Here is a 17,587-nt window from a genome sequence, read left to right as displayed (position 1 = left end):
CCTTTCATTCATGGGCTGATATTTTTAAGCGCTTACTTCAATTTCATTAAATTAAAGTCTGGATCTTGCAATTGAGCTGGATCCAATTCACGCTGGCTGGCCATCCATCGTTTTGCCAGTTTGATTAATTTTGAATCATTCACCGCAATCATATTGAGCAGCTGTTGATTTGCATCTAAATAGAAAAAGCTGACTTGAGTCTCTGCAGTTTTGCGAATCACCACCTGATCGGTTTTTTCAGGTTGATAGGTTCCTAAAATCTGAATGTTGCATTGATACTGATCTGACCATAACCAAGGAATATCCTGATAGGCCGTCATCTCACCCAACATTGATTTTGCAGCAGAAATGGCTTGATTGTGCGCATTCGCCCAAGACTGAATGCAGTAACCGAGTGATGGATGAATCGCCACATCGCCCGCTGCATAGATGTCTGCATCTGAGGTTTGTCCATATTCATTCACCACAATGCCGTCTTTAACTTTCAACTCTGCCAGTGCAGCCAATTCTTTTGCAATTTCTGCACCCGCGCCGACCACCACACAATCAAACTGTTTTAATTTAATGTCTGCATCAAACACTTCAACATGATGATCTGCCATTTCAATTAAATGTAATTTAGTCGCATTTAAATGAATCGCTGTACCATTGCTTTCATGCAAGTGCTTGAGAAAATCAGAAACTTCGGGACTGACACTGCGTGCGCAAAGGCGTGAACCGTATTCAAAAATTTCGACCTGCTTGCCCTGCTTACGCGCAGTCGCAGCAATTTCAAGACCAATCCAGCCGCCGCCAATCACAGCAATATGTTCAGCAGATTTAAATTTTTCTGTCAGCTTTTGGCAGTCTTGAATATCACGCATGGTGTAAACATTGCGCATGCTCGACCAAGCTGAAACAGGAATACGCGCTCGGCTGCCCGTAGCAATCAGCAATTTGTCATAAGGCAAAACTTTGCCGCTTTCTAAATGCACGGTTTTATCCGCTTTATCCAGTTTGACGGCATAATCTGGCTTGTGCCAAGTGACTGAAAAATCATTCACCTGATCGGTAGAAAATAAATTCAAGCTTTCTACTTCCGCTTCCTGTGACAGCACTTGCTTTGACAAAGGCGGACGTTCATAGAACACCTGCTCTTCATTTGAAACCACGTGAATTTCACCGCCAAAGCCTTGGCCGCGTAGGGTATGTACTGCCCATCCTGCGGCTTGGCCTGCACCGACAATCACTATTCTGTTCATGCTGATCTCCTTATCGCCACTTACCTTAGGCAGGCTTTACTTGACGGCGGGTTTCATGATCCAAACCACCCTCAATTGCCCATTCGGTAAATAATTCCAAGCTGTGTTCTTCTTCACGCGGCTGCCATGCTTCTGTCAGGTAGTCATCATTAGTGTAGTATTCAAACGCACCGCCCAATGGAGAATTCACATACCAAAAATAAGCGGATGAAATTGGGTGACGGCCCGGACCAATAAAGGTCGACCAATCTTGGCGGTTCATGCTTAAACCGCCGCCAATCACTTCATGAATATCACGAACCACAAAGGCAACGTGGTTCAAGCCTGCCGGTTTATTCGGAATCGACAGCAGGAACAAGTCATGATGGAAACCTTCACCGCGGCAACGTAAAAATGCACCGCGCTTACGGTAAGCATCTGACAAATGAAAGCCAATTTTTTCAATATAAAACGCTTGCGTAGCTTCCAAATCTGGCGTGAAAAACACCACATGGCCAATATCGACAGGCTCAGCTTTTTCATACACGGGGCTGGCTGCGTTCACACGCTGAATATTGCCAAATTGGTTGATGCCTTCAGTTTTTGCTGCAGGAAGCTCATGCGTAATGCTTTTTTCAAATACAATGGTCATGCCGTTTGGATCACGGCACTGCACATGCAATGCTGAACTTGCAAAACCCGGCTCATTGGCTAAATTTACTTTTAAATTTTCAAGATCTTGATCATTTTCAACCCCCCAAGTCACTTCACGCAGTGTTGAGCCTGCTTCAATGGCTGGCGGTAAACGAGCATCGGCTATATCAAACAGATAGAGTTTGCTGCCATTTTGCGTTTGGTATAAATCAGTTGCGTCAGTATCTGTAGCCACAGACTTCAAGCCAAAATCAGCTAAAAATGTATTTGCCTCTTGGCGGTTTTCGACACCAAATTTAAGGACTTCAATTCCCGTAATCATGTCTTGCTCCTTAATTGAATACGAAACCACCATTCACAGGAATATTCTGTCCAGTCACAAAAGAAGATAAATCTGAAAGCAGATAAATCGCTGTGCCGTTCACATCCTGCGGAAGCTGTTGACGCTGTATTGCTCTTCCATTGACATATAAATCGTGGCGCGCTTGCGGGACATATTCAGTGGCTTCAACCAGCGTTAAGCCTGGACTGATGGTATTTACACAGATATTGTCTGCGCCTAATTCACTAGCCATTGAACGGGTCATGGAAATAATTGCGCCCTTGCTAGCAACATAAGCCATCAGCTTTGGTGCGCCCCAAAGTGCTGTATCTGAAGCAATGTTGATAATTTTGCCCTGACCTGAAGCCTTTAAATGCGGTACGCATGCTTGAGAAACCAGCCATGTGCCTTTGACATTTACAGTCATCACACGGTCCCAAAGCGCTTCGTCATAGCCCATCATGTCGACACCGCCTACCCCTGTTGCTAAGGCTGCGCAGTTGATTAGGCCATCCAATCCACCTAAAACACCCACGGCAATTTGCACGGCATTTTGAATCGAATTTTTATCACTCAAATCAATCATGACTGATGACACTTTTAAGCCATTTTTCGCCAAGCTTTGCGCTTCATCATGCACTTGATCAGCCAAGATATCGGCCATCACCACTGCCGCGCCTGCCTCAACAGCGGCTTTCGCGAAATCAAGTCCTAAGCCGCGTGCAGCGCCAGTGACCAAGATGCGCTTGTCGGCTAAAATCTGCATATTAGCCATTAGACGCTTCCTTCATTTCTATGCGGTTTTCATCTTTCACTTCACGCAGCACTAAGATTTTTTTGATTTGCTTTTCAGCTTCTTTTTTCATTAGGCGACGTAAGCGAGATAAGCCTACATCGTGCTGATAAAGGAATTCGTGCTGACGTGCATTTGGCGCCATGTTTTCTAAGATAATACGGTCTTGTTCCAGTACATCCCAGTGCAATTGCTCAAGATGGTTGCGGTACAAGAAACGCCAAACATTACGCTGCCAGCCTGATACTTTACGGCAGCGCCAGAAGAATACGCGGGTATTTTCAGCATCAATCGGTGTTGCAAAACCGACAATCCAAAACTCCCCGCCCGGACCAAAAGTTTTACGGTAAGGAATCGATAAACGCAGCCATGCCGCACCCGTTTGACCATATTCAACCCAGTCAAAGTTCACACCAGTTTGACCTTCTTTTTCAAAGACAAAACCATCTTGGGTAACGCGGTGCTTCATTTCCGCAGTACGTTCACCTTCCGCCATAGAATGCGATGTGCAATGCAGATACGTACCGTGCATCGGGTCCATTACATTATCAATGGCATATTGATGATTCACTTTCCAATCCGCCATGCATAGGAATGAGCTCCACTCATCGCTTGACAGCTGGTCGGGCAATTTAAGCTCTGCAGGCGTTTCAGCAGCATCAAGACCAAACCAAATGAAGATCGCATCATTCATTTCTTTTACTTGATATGATTTTACGCAGTCGCTGCCTTTAAGCGGGCAGTCATGTACCGCTGGCACATCTTCAACCACGCCGTCATGACGAACTTCTACACCGTGATACCAGCAAGCAACGCGGTTACCGAGATTCCAGCCCAAAGATAAACGTGCGCCGCGGTGCGGACAGCGGTCTTCCAGTGCATGAACAACGCCTTGCTCATCGCGCCAAACCACAATATTTTCGCCTAAGCGGGTGATACCAACAGGATTTGAGCCCACTTCCCAGCTTGCCAATACTGGATACCATTGATCACGCAGGCCGAGATCTAAATATTGTTCTAAATTAATTTCTGCAGTCATGATGAAATCCTTTTCTTAATAGCCTAGACGCTGCATCTCTTTCGAGAAGCTCTCAGTGGTCCAAACCTCTCCTGCCACTGTTCTAAACCCTTGCTGGTTTAGTGCATCCGTTAATGCATCCAGTTCTGTCACATCGTTATTGAAGGCATGAATTAAATGCTGCACAAAATCCAATTCGTATTGGCTCGGCGCGCGGCTGCGGTTTTGCCAAACCAGATGTTCAACCTGACCCGGAATTTGAATATTGTTAATGCCTGCGTCATTCGAAGGCGTTGCGTTAATCCATTTAGCTAGCTTTTCGTTAAATGCTTTCATGTGAATATTTCCTTTTCTTCCTTCATCCTTAGAGTTGAATTTGAACTTCACCGTTTTCAACACGTACTGGGTAAGTACATAAATCTCTGCATCCAGGACCACTTTCCAAAGCACCTGTTTCCAAGTTGAAAATTGCTTCATGCAGCGGGCATTCAACTGTAAGCCCTTCAATAAAGCCTTCCGTTAATAGCGCGAATGCATGCGGGCACACGTTTTCGATCGCGAAATAATTTTCTTCGATAAGAAATACACCGATCTTTTTGTCTTCGACTTCAACCGCTTTTGGCTCTTCATCAGCGACTTCATTCACTTTGCAAACAGATATCCAGTTCATATGCTCATCTTCCATGTTTTGCATGCAAAACAATATTTAATATTTAAAACATTTAGAATAGAATAATGCTTGAGCAATTTAATTGTCAATTTTTATAAATTTATATTTTTCATTAAGATAGTTAAAAAACACATTTTGCAATGTTTTATTTACAAATAAATGTTTTATATATAAATATTGCGATCTGATTTCTAGATCGCTAAAATAGCCAAATAGGTTATTCATTTTTATATAAACTTAATCAAAGATGAGCTTGGCAAATGAATTCAATTAATAACGATGCCTCTTTAGAGAAAGAAACCGAATCTTCCAATGATGAGCGCTATTTAGTCCCGGGCTTAATTCGTGGTTTAGCAATTTTAAAATTATTCGATCAGCGCCATCAGGAAATGACCATTTCTGAAATCGCGGAAAAAATTGACGTAAACCGCTCCAGTGCTTTTCGTTTGATTCACACCTTGGAGCACTGCGGCTACCTTCGAAAAATGTCGCAAAAAACTTATGCACTCAACAGTAATGTAATGGAACTGGGCTTCAATAGCCTATCTAAATCATCACTTACCGATTTAGCAGCGCCAATCATGCGTGAACTGCGTGACCGGATTAAAATTGCTGTGCATTTATCTGTCTTAGAAGGTACAGATATTGTTTTTGTTAGCAATGTCCAATCTAATGGTCCATTTACCAGTACGGTGCATATCGGCACGCGCTGGCCTGCCCATGCCACTGTTATTGGCCAATTAATTTTATCGCAACTGTCGGAAGCTGAAGTCATTCAACGTTATGAAAATATGCATGACTGGAAAATATTTTCGGAACGTACACCGCATAATATTGAAGCTCTATTAGAGCGACTGCGTGAAGTGCGTAATCAACCATTCATGGTGAGCTGGGGACATTTCAATACAGATATGGCTGCATGTGCTGCACCGATTTATAGTCAATCCAACCAAAAAGTTTCAGCTGTACTTTCTGTCAGTTGCCCTCTCAGCACCTATACTGAACAAGAGTTTTGTGGAGAGATTGCTGAAAGTGTAGTGGACTATGCAGGGCAGATCTCTAAGTTTGTTTATACATAATCCATCACTTCTGATGCTTAAAAAGCCATCTTCAAATGGCTTTTTTATTCATGTGCTTTATGAAATACATAATTGCCTTTCCATACATGAAATTTCACATATTAAATAAATATAATAACATCAGTACACCCATGTTCTATGTTCTTAACTCTAGTCTTATGATCAGATCTTAATTGATCACTATCACTTCATTTTCCGGTGCAACACTCTAAGCAGAAATGGCTTCAATTGAACTTAAATCTCAACCAACTCACTTTAAAGCTATTTTATTGAATAAAAAACTCATTGACCCAATTTTGACCCACTAAATTTTCGTTGATATTTCTCAAACTTAAGGCTTAGAAAAAACCTAGTAATTGATTTACCCATATCTATCACATTTAAATTTGATAGTATTTGAAATATTATAACATCTCATATATTGCAAGTTGTTTTTAATGTATTATTATTTATAAATGAGAACTCTAGGATAGAGGTAATGTTTGAAATTATTGATGATTTGAAAGCTAAATTGGATCAACATCGCCCTCTTTCCTCTTCTATTGTCAAAACTTACAAGAAGATCTTATTGTTAGATGGACTTACCATTCCAATGCTATTGAAGGGAATACACTTACTCTATTAGAAACCAAAGTTGTGCTAGAAGGTATAACTGTCGGAGGAAAGGCATTAAGAGAGCACTTCGAGGCAATTAACCATAGAAATGCCATTTATTACGTTGAAGACATTATTAGAAAAGAAGAACCATTTTCTGAATGGCAAATTCGTAATATCCATCAACTTATTTTAAAAAATATTGACGATGACAATGCAGGTCGATATCGCCAGCAAAATGTTTTAATCTCTGGTGCTACAACTATGCTACCTGATTACACTCTGTTAAATGACAAGATGGCTCAGCTAGTTGATTGGTATAATAGCGCAACCCATACATTTCACTCCATTGAACGTGCAGCCAAAGTACATGCTGATTTCGTTGGTATTCATCCCTTTATTGATGGTGTTGGGCATGCATCACGTCTACTAATGAACTTAGAACTAATAAAAGCTGGTTATCCACCATGCGTGATTACTGTAGAGAATCGTTTAGCTTACTATCAAGCATTGGATCAATGGATGGTTTACGGAAAAACTGATACTTTCATCAGATTAGTCACTAAAGCCGTGTTAGAAGGCTTTAAGCCTTATCAGATTGTTCTAGGTATTTGATTCTAAGTTACTATCTTAGTTCCATAATTTTTATATGTATTAGTCCCATATTCAAAAGAAGCTGAAATATAATCTTTTAACCTACAATAAATGGATAGTATTAAATTCCCTCCAGATATAGACTTTTAACCTTATATTTTAAATACCCCCTACAACTTAATAAAAAATAACAACATTTTAAATTAATATTTTCACAAACCCCCTAATTAAAAATTAACCTCAGAATATCTCCAAAATGTGTCATTTCTCTTATTATTTAAAATCAAGATGAAACAGCACATTTTGGAGAAACCAATAAATCTTTCAATTCTAATTAATTTAAAATCTAAAGAAAGTAATCTTGATTTTTAACCATCTCATTTGGGGATAAAATAACAACAACCCCTTGATCAATATCCCAGTCACAATCACAAAGCAATCCAAAACTACCATCTCTTTTAAAGACTAAACTTGTTGGAGTAAATTTTTTATCTTGAATAGATTCTTTTAATATATACTCATTTATTAGTCTTAAAACACTCCCTTCATACTTACTCTGCTCCTGTTTAAATAACTTATAATTATTCAATTGTTGATCAGAAACCAACTCTCCATCGAATGCTTCAAACACTAAATTAATTTCAAAAGATTGAAAATCAATATCTATACTAATTGGTTTAGTCCAACCATAATTAAATTCTAATGTCCCAATTTCTGTTTCTAAGATTTTCATTTAAATACACCTTAATTATTCAATTCACGTTTTTTTACAGCAATTCCTCCTTCATGAGGAATATTATTATGCACCTCACATGGAACTAATTGCATTGTTTTACAGTCTTTACATTCATGCCAAGTATAATTATTTTCTTTTCGCCAATCCGCGACTTCTCTTGGCGACATATCCCATTTTTCAGCCAAAGCAACATCAGCTTGGTTGAAATTTATACGCCTATCAGTGGTAAAATCACCGATTTCAACTTGATCTTTCATTACTTCACTAAAATCGGGCTCTCCATCCCTAAATGTTATTCCATCAATTTCATATTTATCTAAAATATTTTCCCAAGTTAATCCATCTGGATTGCCATTTTTTCCATTCATTGGATCAGGAATTTTTTCTTTATTTGGTTCCCAGGTAGAGTTCCCAGATTCACCCGTCCATGAACCATTTGAATTACCATTTTCATCATATTCACGAGGTACAAAACTTTTTTGAAATGTTTGACTAGTTTGTTCGAAATCATTTACTTGATTCAAATCAAAGGTTTTGAAAATAGGTTGATCTAACATGGTTATGTCATATTTTTCTGCTTTTTCAACAAAAGGAGAACTTTTATACCATTCATCTTTTACTTCAACTCCGCTAACTTCCGAAAATGATTTTAATACATTTGTTATTGCTGAAAATTCCACAATATTCCCCCTAATTATATTTATAATACAGCATTATTTTGGTGATGGTCAGACCATACCTTATATGCTTTTAGATACCCATTATCTATACTTGTTAAATACTTTAAACAAGCCTGTTTAAGTTCTAATTGTAAAAGATTATCTTGATTCAAAACATATAGATTCAACTGATTATCAAAATCCACTACATCAAGTGATTTTTTCAAAAGTGGCTCTAATCTATCCTCTAGATTTAATGTTTTGACAATAAGTTGACTAACTTTATTAAAATCTTTTATTGCATCAAGTTTAATATTCTTATCTTTATAATCCTGTATTAATTGATTAATCTCTATACGAGTCATCGTATCAGGAATAAGACCTAGATTTTTATTCAAAAAATCAATATTTTGATAAATGTAATCATCAGGTAAGCGACTACCTACATGAAGTAGAAAAGAAACAACTTCTTGCTGGACATCTTTCACTTTTACTATGTCTACAGTATTTTGTTCAAAATGAAACTTTTGATGATCCTGCGCAAAAAAATTAATCTTACATAATATTGGCTCTAACCAATTACTTTGATGCACAATCGCAACCCCTTGTGGCAATTTTGAAATTTCTTCTAATTGCTCATCTTTCAAGGCAACAGAACGACCAACAACTTGCCTATCTTGCTCTTCAGGTAATCTTAAAATAATTTTTGTGTTTGTATTTCGTATAGCCGAAATATCAAGTGCATTTGGTGATTGATCCACAATAATAAAGCCTTGCCCATAAGTACGCATTTCAGCGATCGACTCACTTAGCATTTCTACAGATTTACCAACTAAATTACTTGATTCCATAGATTGACTAGTATTCGTTCTCTTTAATAAATGATGGGCTTCCTCTAAGATAGCAACATGTCTTAAGTCAGAATTCATTTCTAATCGTTGACTTGTTCTATATTCATTTAACTTCATCACCAAGACTCCCATAATCAAGGACTTGGTTTCAGATGATGCAACTCGACTCAAGTCTACAATCACATTTTCATCAAACAATATTGAATTACTAAGCTCATTTTGGCTGAACAATTGTGCATTAAGGCCATCTGTTAATGACATAATTCTGGTTTCTAACGAACCAATATAATTACCTTTTAACTCTTCAGAATATGCTGAGTTTTGAATAATCTCTTTTAAAGAAATTGCAACGTCTGCAAAGCTAGGAAATATAACACCTTCCTGAATATTCTCAGAAATATCCAAATCCCAACCGACTTTTTCATATGCTTGTAAAATAGATTTTTTTAAGATGACAGGCATAGCAGCATACATTGGCCAACATACATTAAATATTTCAATCAAACGATCAACATGCTCTAAAACATGTATTTCATTAGGAAAACTAAAAGGATTTAATTTTAATAAATGGGCCTGTTTAGGATTAGTACCATACACTGAAACATCCACGTAGTTTCCAAAAACATGTTTATATTCACCTTTCACAGGTTCAATAACCAAAAATGGAATTTTTTGTTGGCGAAGTTTACTTAAAATAGTATATAAAGTATTACTTTTTCCAGAACCGGTCGACCCACAGACTAAAGTATGTTGCGTTAGTTGCTTATTATCTAAAATTATTTTTTGATCAAAATCTTTCCATAGATGACGTAAAACACCTAGTTCAATACCATTATCAACTTCATGTTTTACATTATTTAAATACTGTATTGAGCGTCCAAATGGCACAGTTTCCACCACACTCACACTAGAAGTAGAGTGTTGGGGTAAATTTAACGTCAATGCTATCTCTTTTGTTGATAGTAATGTTGTTGGTGTAATAAAAGAGACTTTTACATCTAATCCAGCAAGTGGTTTTAATTGAGGATGCTGTAAATTTTTTAGATACTTTAAAATCAAAGACTTGTTTGTATGACTCCATGTTGTAATTGTAGATGCTTCACAGGCTGATTCGTCACCTTTCATTAGTCCATAATAAATACTACCTAATGCGTGTGAAACAGTTGGTGTATCTCCAATGAAATAGGCTGCAAAATTCCATCCGCCAAAAGACTGTATTTCATCAAGTCTTTCTAAGTTTTGGTCAACTTTTTTAAGCATTTGTTGAACACATTTATTCTGAAATTCAATCGTATTCTGCTCACTCGTACCTATTGTCTTACCATTTGTAGTGCTTGAGTTTTGCATGCGTGCATTAGAAGAAGTTTGTGTCTTATTATTAGTTTCAGATGTATTTTCAGATTCTGTGTAGTTATTCCCTTTAGTTTCAGAAGATGAATATCCACCTCCAATGTTCCCGCCTAGCCCAATAGGCGCAATAGATATACCTTTATTGTTAGAAGAACCTGTCTGCTTACTTTCATTCGTGCCTGTTGCAGTGCTTTGCCCTCTTGTTTCAGTTAGTCCAACACTTTGTGCTAAAGTTTCAGTAATTCCGGTACTTAAAGTTTCTGCAACATTGTCTGACTCTTGTTGTGAATAACTGAAAGTCTTTTTCGCATAGGGTGATATTTGTGTATAAATTTGTTCATAGCCTCGACTAATTGTCTGTAATAACTCTTCTGCTACAGCCTCCGCCAGAATAATTGCTTGATAAACCTTTCCTTCTGCAGCATCAATAAAACGCTCCATACCTTGCATAAAGTTTTCACGGTTTTCTACTGAAAGAGATGGAATTGCAGTAACTGCGGTAACTCCTGCACTATCGCTCTCTTCATAATTGACTGTATTTTGAAAAATTTCAGAAAGACGTGTATTTGAAATAGCACTTAAACTACTTCCAGAAAACTGTCCTTCAAAAGTTGCTTTTAATAACTCCCCCGCACTGTGACCTTCAAAACTATTAATTTTACTTTTTATACCTAAATATATCTGAGTTGTATGGCCATCACTTTCAAGAACAAAAAACAGACTATGTCCAGATTTACCTAAAGCTGTATAAATTGCAGTCAGGCTTTCTAATACAGATTGCTTATTATTCTGCACCAATCTCTCTAATTTAAACAATCTTACTTCGGCGCTAAAATTAATATTTTCTATATTAAAAGCAGGAAGAATTGACATCTTTGCCAAATCAGGTAAATAACTTTTATTAATCATATACTCAGCAGAATATAATGATCGTTCAAGACTATCATTACTCATCAAAAAATCAGACGATTTAATCAGTTGATTTGTCATTTTATATTCTTCCTACTCTTCGATTATTTAAACTTCGCTTTCACTTTCTTAATAAGGCTACAACTAACGTCTTTGAGCGTACTTAGACTGTCTAACAAAATATCTAACAGTTCATCAAATATACTTTTTGATTGTCCTGATTGTCCTGATTGTCCTGATTGTCCTGATTGTCCTGATTGTCCTGATTGTCCTGATTTTTTAGTTGCAGTAATAAATTGAAAAGCACTTTCTCCCTTTTTTCGTAAGAATTCGCGAACATCAAGCAAATGTTTATATCGTTTTATTGCGAAATTGGTTTCCAAGGCTAAATTTTGCTCATGAAAATACCGTACAGTCCAACTATTCGAATCTAAATTTATAGGATCATTAATTTCATCCTCAATATATTCTTTAAAAATTTCAGGGCACTTAGAATGAACTAAATCTATTAAATTTATTAAATTACTAAAAGTTTTACTGTTATCTAATAATATATTAAGCAAAGATACTTTTAAGCTGTGTAAATCATTTTCAGATAAGGCTTCAACCAAAAAATCAGGGATATCTTGAGAAGACAAATCAACTTGAGAGTGAATCTCATTTACACCAATATTCTTTTCATATGACACTTCTGAATAGGACTGATCTTTTCGAATATTCTCTGCATCATTCTGCTGTATAAAACCTTCTGCACCTATTTCAATTAAAAATTTCTTTATTTCAATAGATCTCTCCAATCGTTCTTCACAAAAATTATTCTCAAGTTGAATTAGGCTTCGGTTAAAGTCATCTTGATCATAACTATGGTTATTCTCGATAATATCGCCCCAAGCCTCATTAAAATCATCAAATTCCAATGAGTATTTTTTTAATTCTATCAGTTCAGAAAGATCATTAGAATTTTCCAATATTCTTAAAAACTCAACTTTAGTTAATTGTTCCATTTTAATTATTACCTTTAATCATAAGCGTACTATTTAATTGTGTGCGGAAATTTTCAATCCATTTTAATTCCTGCTGAGCTAATTGGATGGCATTTAATCGCTTATCTTTATCTTTTATCTTTCCTGTCAATTCCGAAATTACAGCATTAAAATGTTTATCGAATTCAGCTGATATAAATTTAACATAAAGATCAACTATCTCATTTGCACCCTGCTGTATATGTTGCATGCCATCGTCAAGTAGTTGATCAAACGGCTTACGTAATTCATCCACTCTCGCTTTCCATAATTCATCTAATACCACAGACTCTCGCTCCTCTGTAATATCAACTAATTTTTTTCTCCCCCATGAGAATGGATTCCACCATGAAGAGTCTTTAACTTCTCTTTGACCAATAACAACACGCTTACTCTTTATTTCTTTGCTTGATGTCTTAGCAACATTAATATCAAGATTTTTAAATTTTGCTTCTAGTCCTGCTAATACAGGTATTTTTAAATCTTTAACATCCTCAAAAATAGAAGATACATATTTCTGATACTCTAAATTTAGATCATCCCTAATATCTTTCTGCATCACTCTATATTCGTTATCTAACTCATTAATAACCTCTTTAAATTTAAAACTGAGATTGTTTTCAATCTTTTCTAGGATCATATTTGCCTGATCAAGATTTACCTCTCCCCGCATGCTATTGCCTGCATTCAAAAGAGCTGTTGAAACATCAATCCTCAATTCCTTTACTCTTTTCTGTATTCCATTTGGTATTTTATTCTTCTTCTCTATTAATTGTTTTTTATACACCTCAGTTTTAAAACCCTGATTTCTCTTTTGCTCCAGAATATGAATTGCATCTAACGTTTTTTGTAATTCAGCCTCATTTTGAACTAAAGATAAAGTAATTCCCTCTTCATTAAGTGCCAGCTTAATCACCTCATCTAATGCTTCTTTGGCTCGATTTAATCGATGAGGTAAATTATATTTTTCAATATACTCATCCATCATTACTTCTACAGCTGGAATACCACTATTTTTCAAAGCTACATTTAATTCATCATTTTCTAATAATTTCAAACTTGAAACTCTAGAATGAACTTTTGCAGTCAAAGGCATATATTTAATTAAGTTATATTCATCTTCTAAAAATTGATCAATATAAATATTTTTTTTACGTCGCTCTCGACTTGTTAAAAAATTTTCATCATTTCTCATTAAACGAGTTGCATAGGCAGAGACAGGATAAACTTGTGGATCTTGAATTCCATTTTCGGAAAGATAATTTTTAACATTATTTAAAGCTTTTTCTAAGGATTCTTTTTCTAAATCAAATTCATCACATTTATTCACAATAAAAATAAATCGATCTTTTGCTTGCTTACCACCTTTCTTAATTTCTTTAGCAACCAAACTCAACAAATTCTTATCATCATTGATACCTAATTGAGTTGCATTTAAAATATATAAAATTAATGGACTGCGTTGAGAGTCCTGAATAAAAGACATAGTTAGTCGAGCATGAGACTCATCTCGACTATTATTTGGTCCAGGAGTATCTGTTAATACCAGTCGAACATTATCTCTTTTTTGCATACCATAAATAGGACCGTCAATGTTAATTGTATGCGTATCCTCTTGATCATTCCATTCATTCAACACATCACTATTTAAACTTCCACTCTCTTCCAGTATATCTCCAGTTTTACTACATCTAATTCCACTATATTCCTCAGATTTAGTATCAAAAATTTTGGCTATAGTTGCTGTTGTTGCTTCATTTCTTGCTGGTAATAGATCTGTACCCAACATTGCATTAATAAATGTTGACTTACCAGAAGACATAGTCGCTACAACATATGCATCAAAATCATTATTAAATGCTTCATTTAAAGCAGAAGAGATTTTCGAGTTATTCTCTAAGTAACTTAAAAACTTTGGATTTTTCTTTGCCTTACCAATCATTTCTTGAACTTTTACTAAACGAGCATCTACTCCCTCTACTGGTTGATATTCTGCTAACAGAATATTAGTGCCATACTCAAAATTAGCTCTGTCAATTTCTTCTTTAATATCAATATAATCAGACTCTAAACCAATGAAATTTATTTTAACGTCTACATCTTGATTAAAGAACTCATATAAAGCCTTCGGCAGTTGATCTACCCACAACTGTAAACGTCTATGCTTGAAGTTAGCTAAAATATTAGTACCATTTAACTCTTTTCCATCTACATAGAAATTTGTCTCAATATTAAATGGATTATGCTCAATTACAATATTATTCAATTTACATTACACCCTATTTATCTAAATTATATGTTTTATTTTTCAAATAAAACTCAAAGTATGGAAAACCCGTCTTACAGTATATTTCATTCAAATATTTATAATCCTCAAAACCTTCCCCTAGAAATCCAAATCTATTTTTACTCTCGACTTCATCAATAATTTCTTCAGAAAAATTGATAAAACTATAATCTAAATAATCATGATTTAGATCAAAAAAATGGAGTAGTTCCCGCTTTTCCTTTTTTGATAGTTTTTCTTGAAATATTAATTTTTTTACAAGTAATGCCCTATAAGCACTTACTCCAAAAATAATTGGATCATCAAAACCTATATCAGTTAGATAAACTTTCAAATTATCTTTAAAACTATCTATTGATTCATTTTCCGCATCAAATTCATCCAACTTATTAACCAAAAAAATAATTTTTTTATGCTCTATATTTTTTTCAATAAATTTTAAATAAATAACATCATCATTAATAAAAGGCTGCGTTGAATTTATTACATACACTAAAAAATCAAAATTAGATTCCAAAATAAAATCATACGCCAGACTAGAATGTTTATCATCCCTACTATTATTAGGTCCTGGCGTATCAATCAATACAAAATTTTCATCAAAATCAAAATTACCTTCGATTAATATTTCATTAACTTTATCATTACAATTTAATTCTTTTATTATTTGTGGTGTAATAAAACTTATTTCCTCAATTATTCTTTTATTCTCGTCATAGCACCTTATTAATTCTTTTTGACTTAAACGTACTTCTGTAATTGTAGCTGTAGTAGCCTCATTAGCAGCATGTAAAAGTTCCGTGCCTATAAGTGCATTGATACATGTTGTCTTTCCGGCACTCATAGTTGCAGCATATGCAATATTTACTTTTTTAGATATCAAGTTAGCCTCACAAAATAATAATATACTTTCAAATATGAAAAATATTTAGTTTCAATAGATCAACTATTCAAATATCCTATTAATTCATTTTCTAACTGCTCTTGCAGCCCTTCTGGATTCATAATTTTTACATATGGTATCCAATGCTTAACTAATGGGAAAATTTGCATCTTATGACTAATTTGACTAGAAACTAATAAACTACCATCACTTAATTCTTTTATTAATTTCTGTTCAGGTAATAAACTGCGTTGCTTGAAATAAAATGCCACATCAGCCTGAATAGATAAAATGATTTCCTGTTTATCCTGTCCAAACCAGATACTGTCATCATCTTCCACAAGTCTTACAATATTTTGATCTGGTATAAATTGAGAATATTCATGTGGATTATGTGTAAGCTGAATATGTGAAATACGATAAGTACGCAGTTGATTTTTTCTTACCGCGGCTAGATACCAACTACCATGATGATGAATCAAGCGATAAGGCTGGACTAGTCTCGGTTCTCCTTTATATACAAAACCAATTTGTCTATGCTCTTGAATAGCCTTTCCAAGTGCTTTGAATAGTTCCATAAATTGGCTAGCATCTTCAAAAGAATAACCTTTAGCACTATAAATCTGATGTGCACGACTATCTAAAATCTCACGTAGAAAAGACATATCCAATGATGGATACAAATGGCTAATTCCTGAAAGCTGAGCAAAATTACGGATATCTTTTGGAGCAATTTTTCCCAAATAATTTGAATCTAGATAAAATTTTTTATTTTCATCATCCTGTAACAACGGTAAATAAGCGTTAAGACGATCAAAATCTCTCGAAATTGTACGTGTACTTACCCCAAATTCAGATGCTAGCTCTTTTATACTTAACTGATACCCCATATTTAACTTTGTTAAAATATTGGCTAATCGGTCGGCTAAACGCTCATGAATAGAATCATCACGTTGCATAAATTTTCTCTAATTATTTAATACATATATCGAACTTTTAAAATTTCGATATGTTTGAAATATACCACATTAAACAAACGAAATTTTACACTAAATCACATAAAAAACATTATTTTAATTTTAATTTAAATAATGTTTAATCTTTCTAAATAACGTTCTAGATGCAACATTGCTAAATAGAACTTCTTTAATTCAGCCCACTTTATTTTTCCCACTATTAAAGCTCTAAAAATACACTTTAAAGCCTTCTTTCTATGTTTATTGGTAAATGGATCAGAGCTTATTGTCATACTAATGTCCTTCCAATTTGCCTTGTAAATTTAAAATTTTGATCAAAATGACTAATAAATTGAAGATAAGACACAAAAATGACAGGACATGTCATAAGTTGTAAAAATTATTTTATTTCTTAAATTTTCATTTTGTCTTGGGCAAACTACTAAAACAGATGATGGTGGCAGTTTAACTCACCCTAAATGGCAAATTAAGACAAAAGCTTATTGAGATTTTTATTCAGTTTTGACCCGTATTTTACCCAACCAATTTTTTGACACTCAAGAGTACGCTTACAATCTTGGGCTAGATTTCTCTGATCTAGAAATAAATCTTTTTACGATATTTCAGATATCCAATAGCAAACAACACTAACGTCCCCAATATCAAATATCGATTCACTATTTTCCCACGAATCTTATAGTAAAAATTCACAATAAATTGATCCAGAAAAGGGGTCATCTGAGTCACACTACGTGTCTCAAAATAATGACCTAGTTGATAATTGAGCCAAGCAATAACACCAATACAAAATAGGAAAAAGATACAAGGAAGAACCCAAACCTTTGGATAACGATCCATAACCATCAGGTGTACTAGTTCAAACCTAATCTGACAGTTACCGATATTTGCTTAAGACTGTCAGGTTAAATTTGAGCTAAATTCTTTTCAGCCCAAATACGTTTTCCATCGAGTAATGTTGCAAATGGCGTT

Annotated in this window: 14 protein-coding genes and 1 pseudogene; 2 read left to right on the top strand and 13 right to left on the bottom strand. The window is 35.2% G+C overall.

Annotated elements, in window-relative coordinates; genetic code table 11:
- Positions 1 to 32: 32 nt before the first annotated feature.
- The 6 genes from KVY11_RS16225 to KVY11_RS16200 are packed head-to-tail and all read right to left on the bottom strand — an operon-like array spanning position 33 to position 4,677.
- Positions 33 to 1,241, bottom strand: coding sequence for an NAD(P)/FAD-dependent oxidoreductase (locus tag KVY11_RS16225; protein WP_218289533.1), 1,209 nt, complete (start codon positions 1,239 to 1,241; stop codon positions 33 to 35).
- Positions 1,242 to 1,266: 25 nt separating this feature from the next.
- Positions 1,267 to 2,196, bottom strand: a complete 930-nt coding sequence (locus tag KVY11_RS16220) for a VOC family protein (RefSeq protein WP_218289532.1) — start codon at positions 2,194 to 2,196, stop codon at positions 1,267 to 1,269.
- Between the two features lie 10 nt (positions 2,197 to 2,206).
- Positions 2,207 to 2,971, bottom strand: a complete 765-nt coding sequence (locus KVY11_RS16215) for an SDR family oxidoreductase (protein ID WP_218289531.1) — start codon at positions 2,969 to 2,971, stop codon at positions 2,207 to 2,209.
- Positions 2,964 to 4,028 (bottom strand): aromatic ring-hydroxylating dioxygenase subunit alpha, encoded by a 1,065-nt coding sequence (locus KVY11_RS16210; protein ID WP_218289530.1) that lies wholly within the window; start codon positions 4,026 to 4,028, stop codon positions 2,964 to 2,966. The genes KVY11_RS16215 and KVY11_RS16210 overlap by 8 nt, the downstream gene beginning before the upstream one ends.
- A 15-nt stretch (positions 4,029 to 4,043) precedes the next feature.
- The gene (locus KVY11_RS16205) at positions 4,044 to 4,343 is read right to left on the bottom strand and encodes a recombinase-like helix-turn-helix domain-containing protein (RefSeq protein ID WP_218289529.1); all 300 of its coding nucleotides are present in this window, start codon (positions 4,341 to 4,343) and stop codon (positions 4,044 to 4,046) included.
- 28 nt (positions 4,344 to 4,371) lie between these two features.
- The gene (locus tag KVY11_RS16200; RefSeq protein WP_087014179.1) at positions 4,372 to 4,677 is read right to left on the bottom strand and encodes a non-heme iron oxygenase ferredoxin subunit; all 306 of its coding nucleotides are present in this window, start codon (positions 4,675 to 4,677) and stop codon (positions 4,372 to 4,374) included.
- A 260-nt stretch (positions 4,678 to 4,937) separates the two neighbouring features.
- Between KVY11_RS16200 and KVY11_RS16195 the strand changes: the two genes are divergently transcribed.
- Positions 4,938 to 5,756, top strand: a complete 819-nt coding sequence (locus tag KVY11_RS16195; RefSeq protein ID WP_218289528.1) for an IclR family transcriptional regulator — start codon at positions 4,938 to 4,940, stop codon at positions 5,754 to 5,756.
- A gap of 478 nt (positions 5,757 to 6,234) precedes the next feature.
- A pseudogene (locus KVY11_RS16190) lies at positions 6,235 to 6,965 on the top strand (Fic family protein).
- A gap of 325 nt (positions 6,966 to 7,290) precedes the next feature.
- Here KVY11_RS16190 and KVY11_RS16185 read toward each other — a convergent pair.
- Genes KVY11_RS16185 through KVY11_RS16155 form a run of 7 tightly spaced genes read right to left on the bottom strand, consistent with a single transcriptional unit; the run spans position 7,291 to position 16,600 of the window.
- Complete coding sequence (locus tag KVY11_RS16185; RefSeq protein WP_218289527.1) at positions 7,291 to 7,677, bottom strand: hypothetical protein; 387 nt, start codon at positions 7,675 to 7,677, stop codon at positions 7,291 to 7,293.
- An 11-nt stretch (positions 7,678 to 7,688) separates the two neighbouring features.
- On the bottom strand, positions 7,689 to 8,360 hold the full coding sequence (locus tag KVY11_RS16710; protein WP_218289526.1) for an HNH endonuclease: 672 nt from the start codon (positions 8,358 to 8,360) through the stop codon (positions 7,689 to 7,691).
- A gap of 20 nt (positions 8,361 to 8,380) precedes the next feature.
- On the bottom strand, positions 8,381 to 11,530 hold the full coding sequence (locus KVY11_RS16175; protein WP_218289525.1) for a helicase HerA domain-containing protein: 3,150 nt from the start codon (positions 11,528 to 11,530) through the stop codon (positions 8,381 to 8,383).
- 23 nt (positions 11,531 to 11,553) lie between these two features.
- Complete coding sequence (locus KVY11_RS16170) at positions 11,554 to 12,453, bottom strand: hypothetical protein (protein ID WP_218289524.1); 900 nt, start codon at positions 12,451 to 12,453, stop codon at positions 11,554 to 11,556.
- A 1-nt stretch (position 12,454) separates the two neighbouring features.
- On the bottom strand, positions 12,455 to 14,737 hold the full coding sequence (locus tag KVY11_RS16165; protein WP_218289523.1) for a dynamin family protein: 2,283 nt from the start codon (positions 14,735 to 14,737) through the stop codon (positions 12,455 to 12,457).
- 13 nt (positions 14,738 to 14,750) lie between these two features.
- Positions 14,751 to 15,641 (bottom strand): dynamin family protein, encoded by an 891-nt coding sequence (locus tag KVY11_RS16160; RefSeq protein ID WP_218289522.1) that lies wholly within the window; start codon positions 15,639 to 15,641, stop codon positions 14,751 to 14,753.
- A 59-nt stretch (positions 15,642 to 15,700) separates the two neighbouring features.
- On the bottom strand, positions 15,701 to 16,600 hold the full coding sequence (locus tag KVY11_RS16155) for a YafY family protein (protein ID WP_218289521.1): 900 nt from the start codon (positions 16,598 to 16,600) through the stop codon (positions 15,701 to 15,703).
- Positions 16,601 to 17,587 lie beyond the last annotated feature (987 nt).

It is taken from the genome of Acinetobacter sp. CWB-G5 (genome assembly GCF_019209785.1).
In the GTDB taxonomy this organism is placed as follows: domain Bacteria; phylum Pseudomonadota; class Gammaproteobacteria; order Pseudomonadales; family Moraxellaceae; genus Acinetobacter; species Acinetobacter johnsonii.
This window is presented reverse-complemented; position numbering and strand designations above follow the sequence as displayed.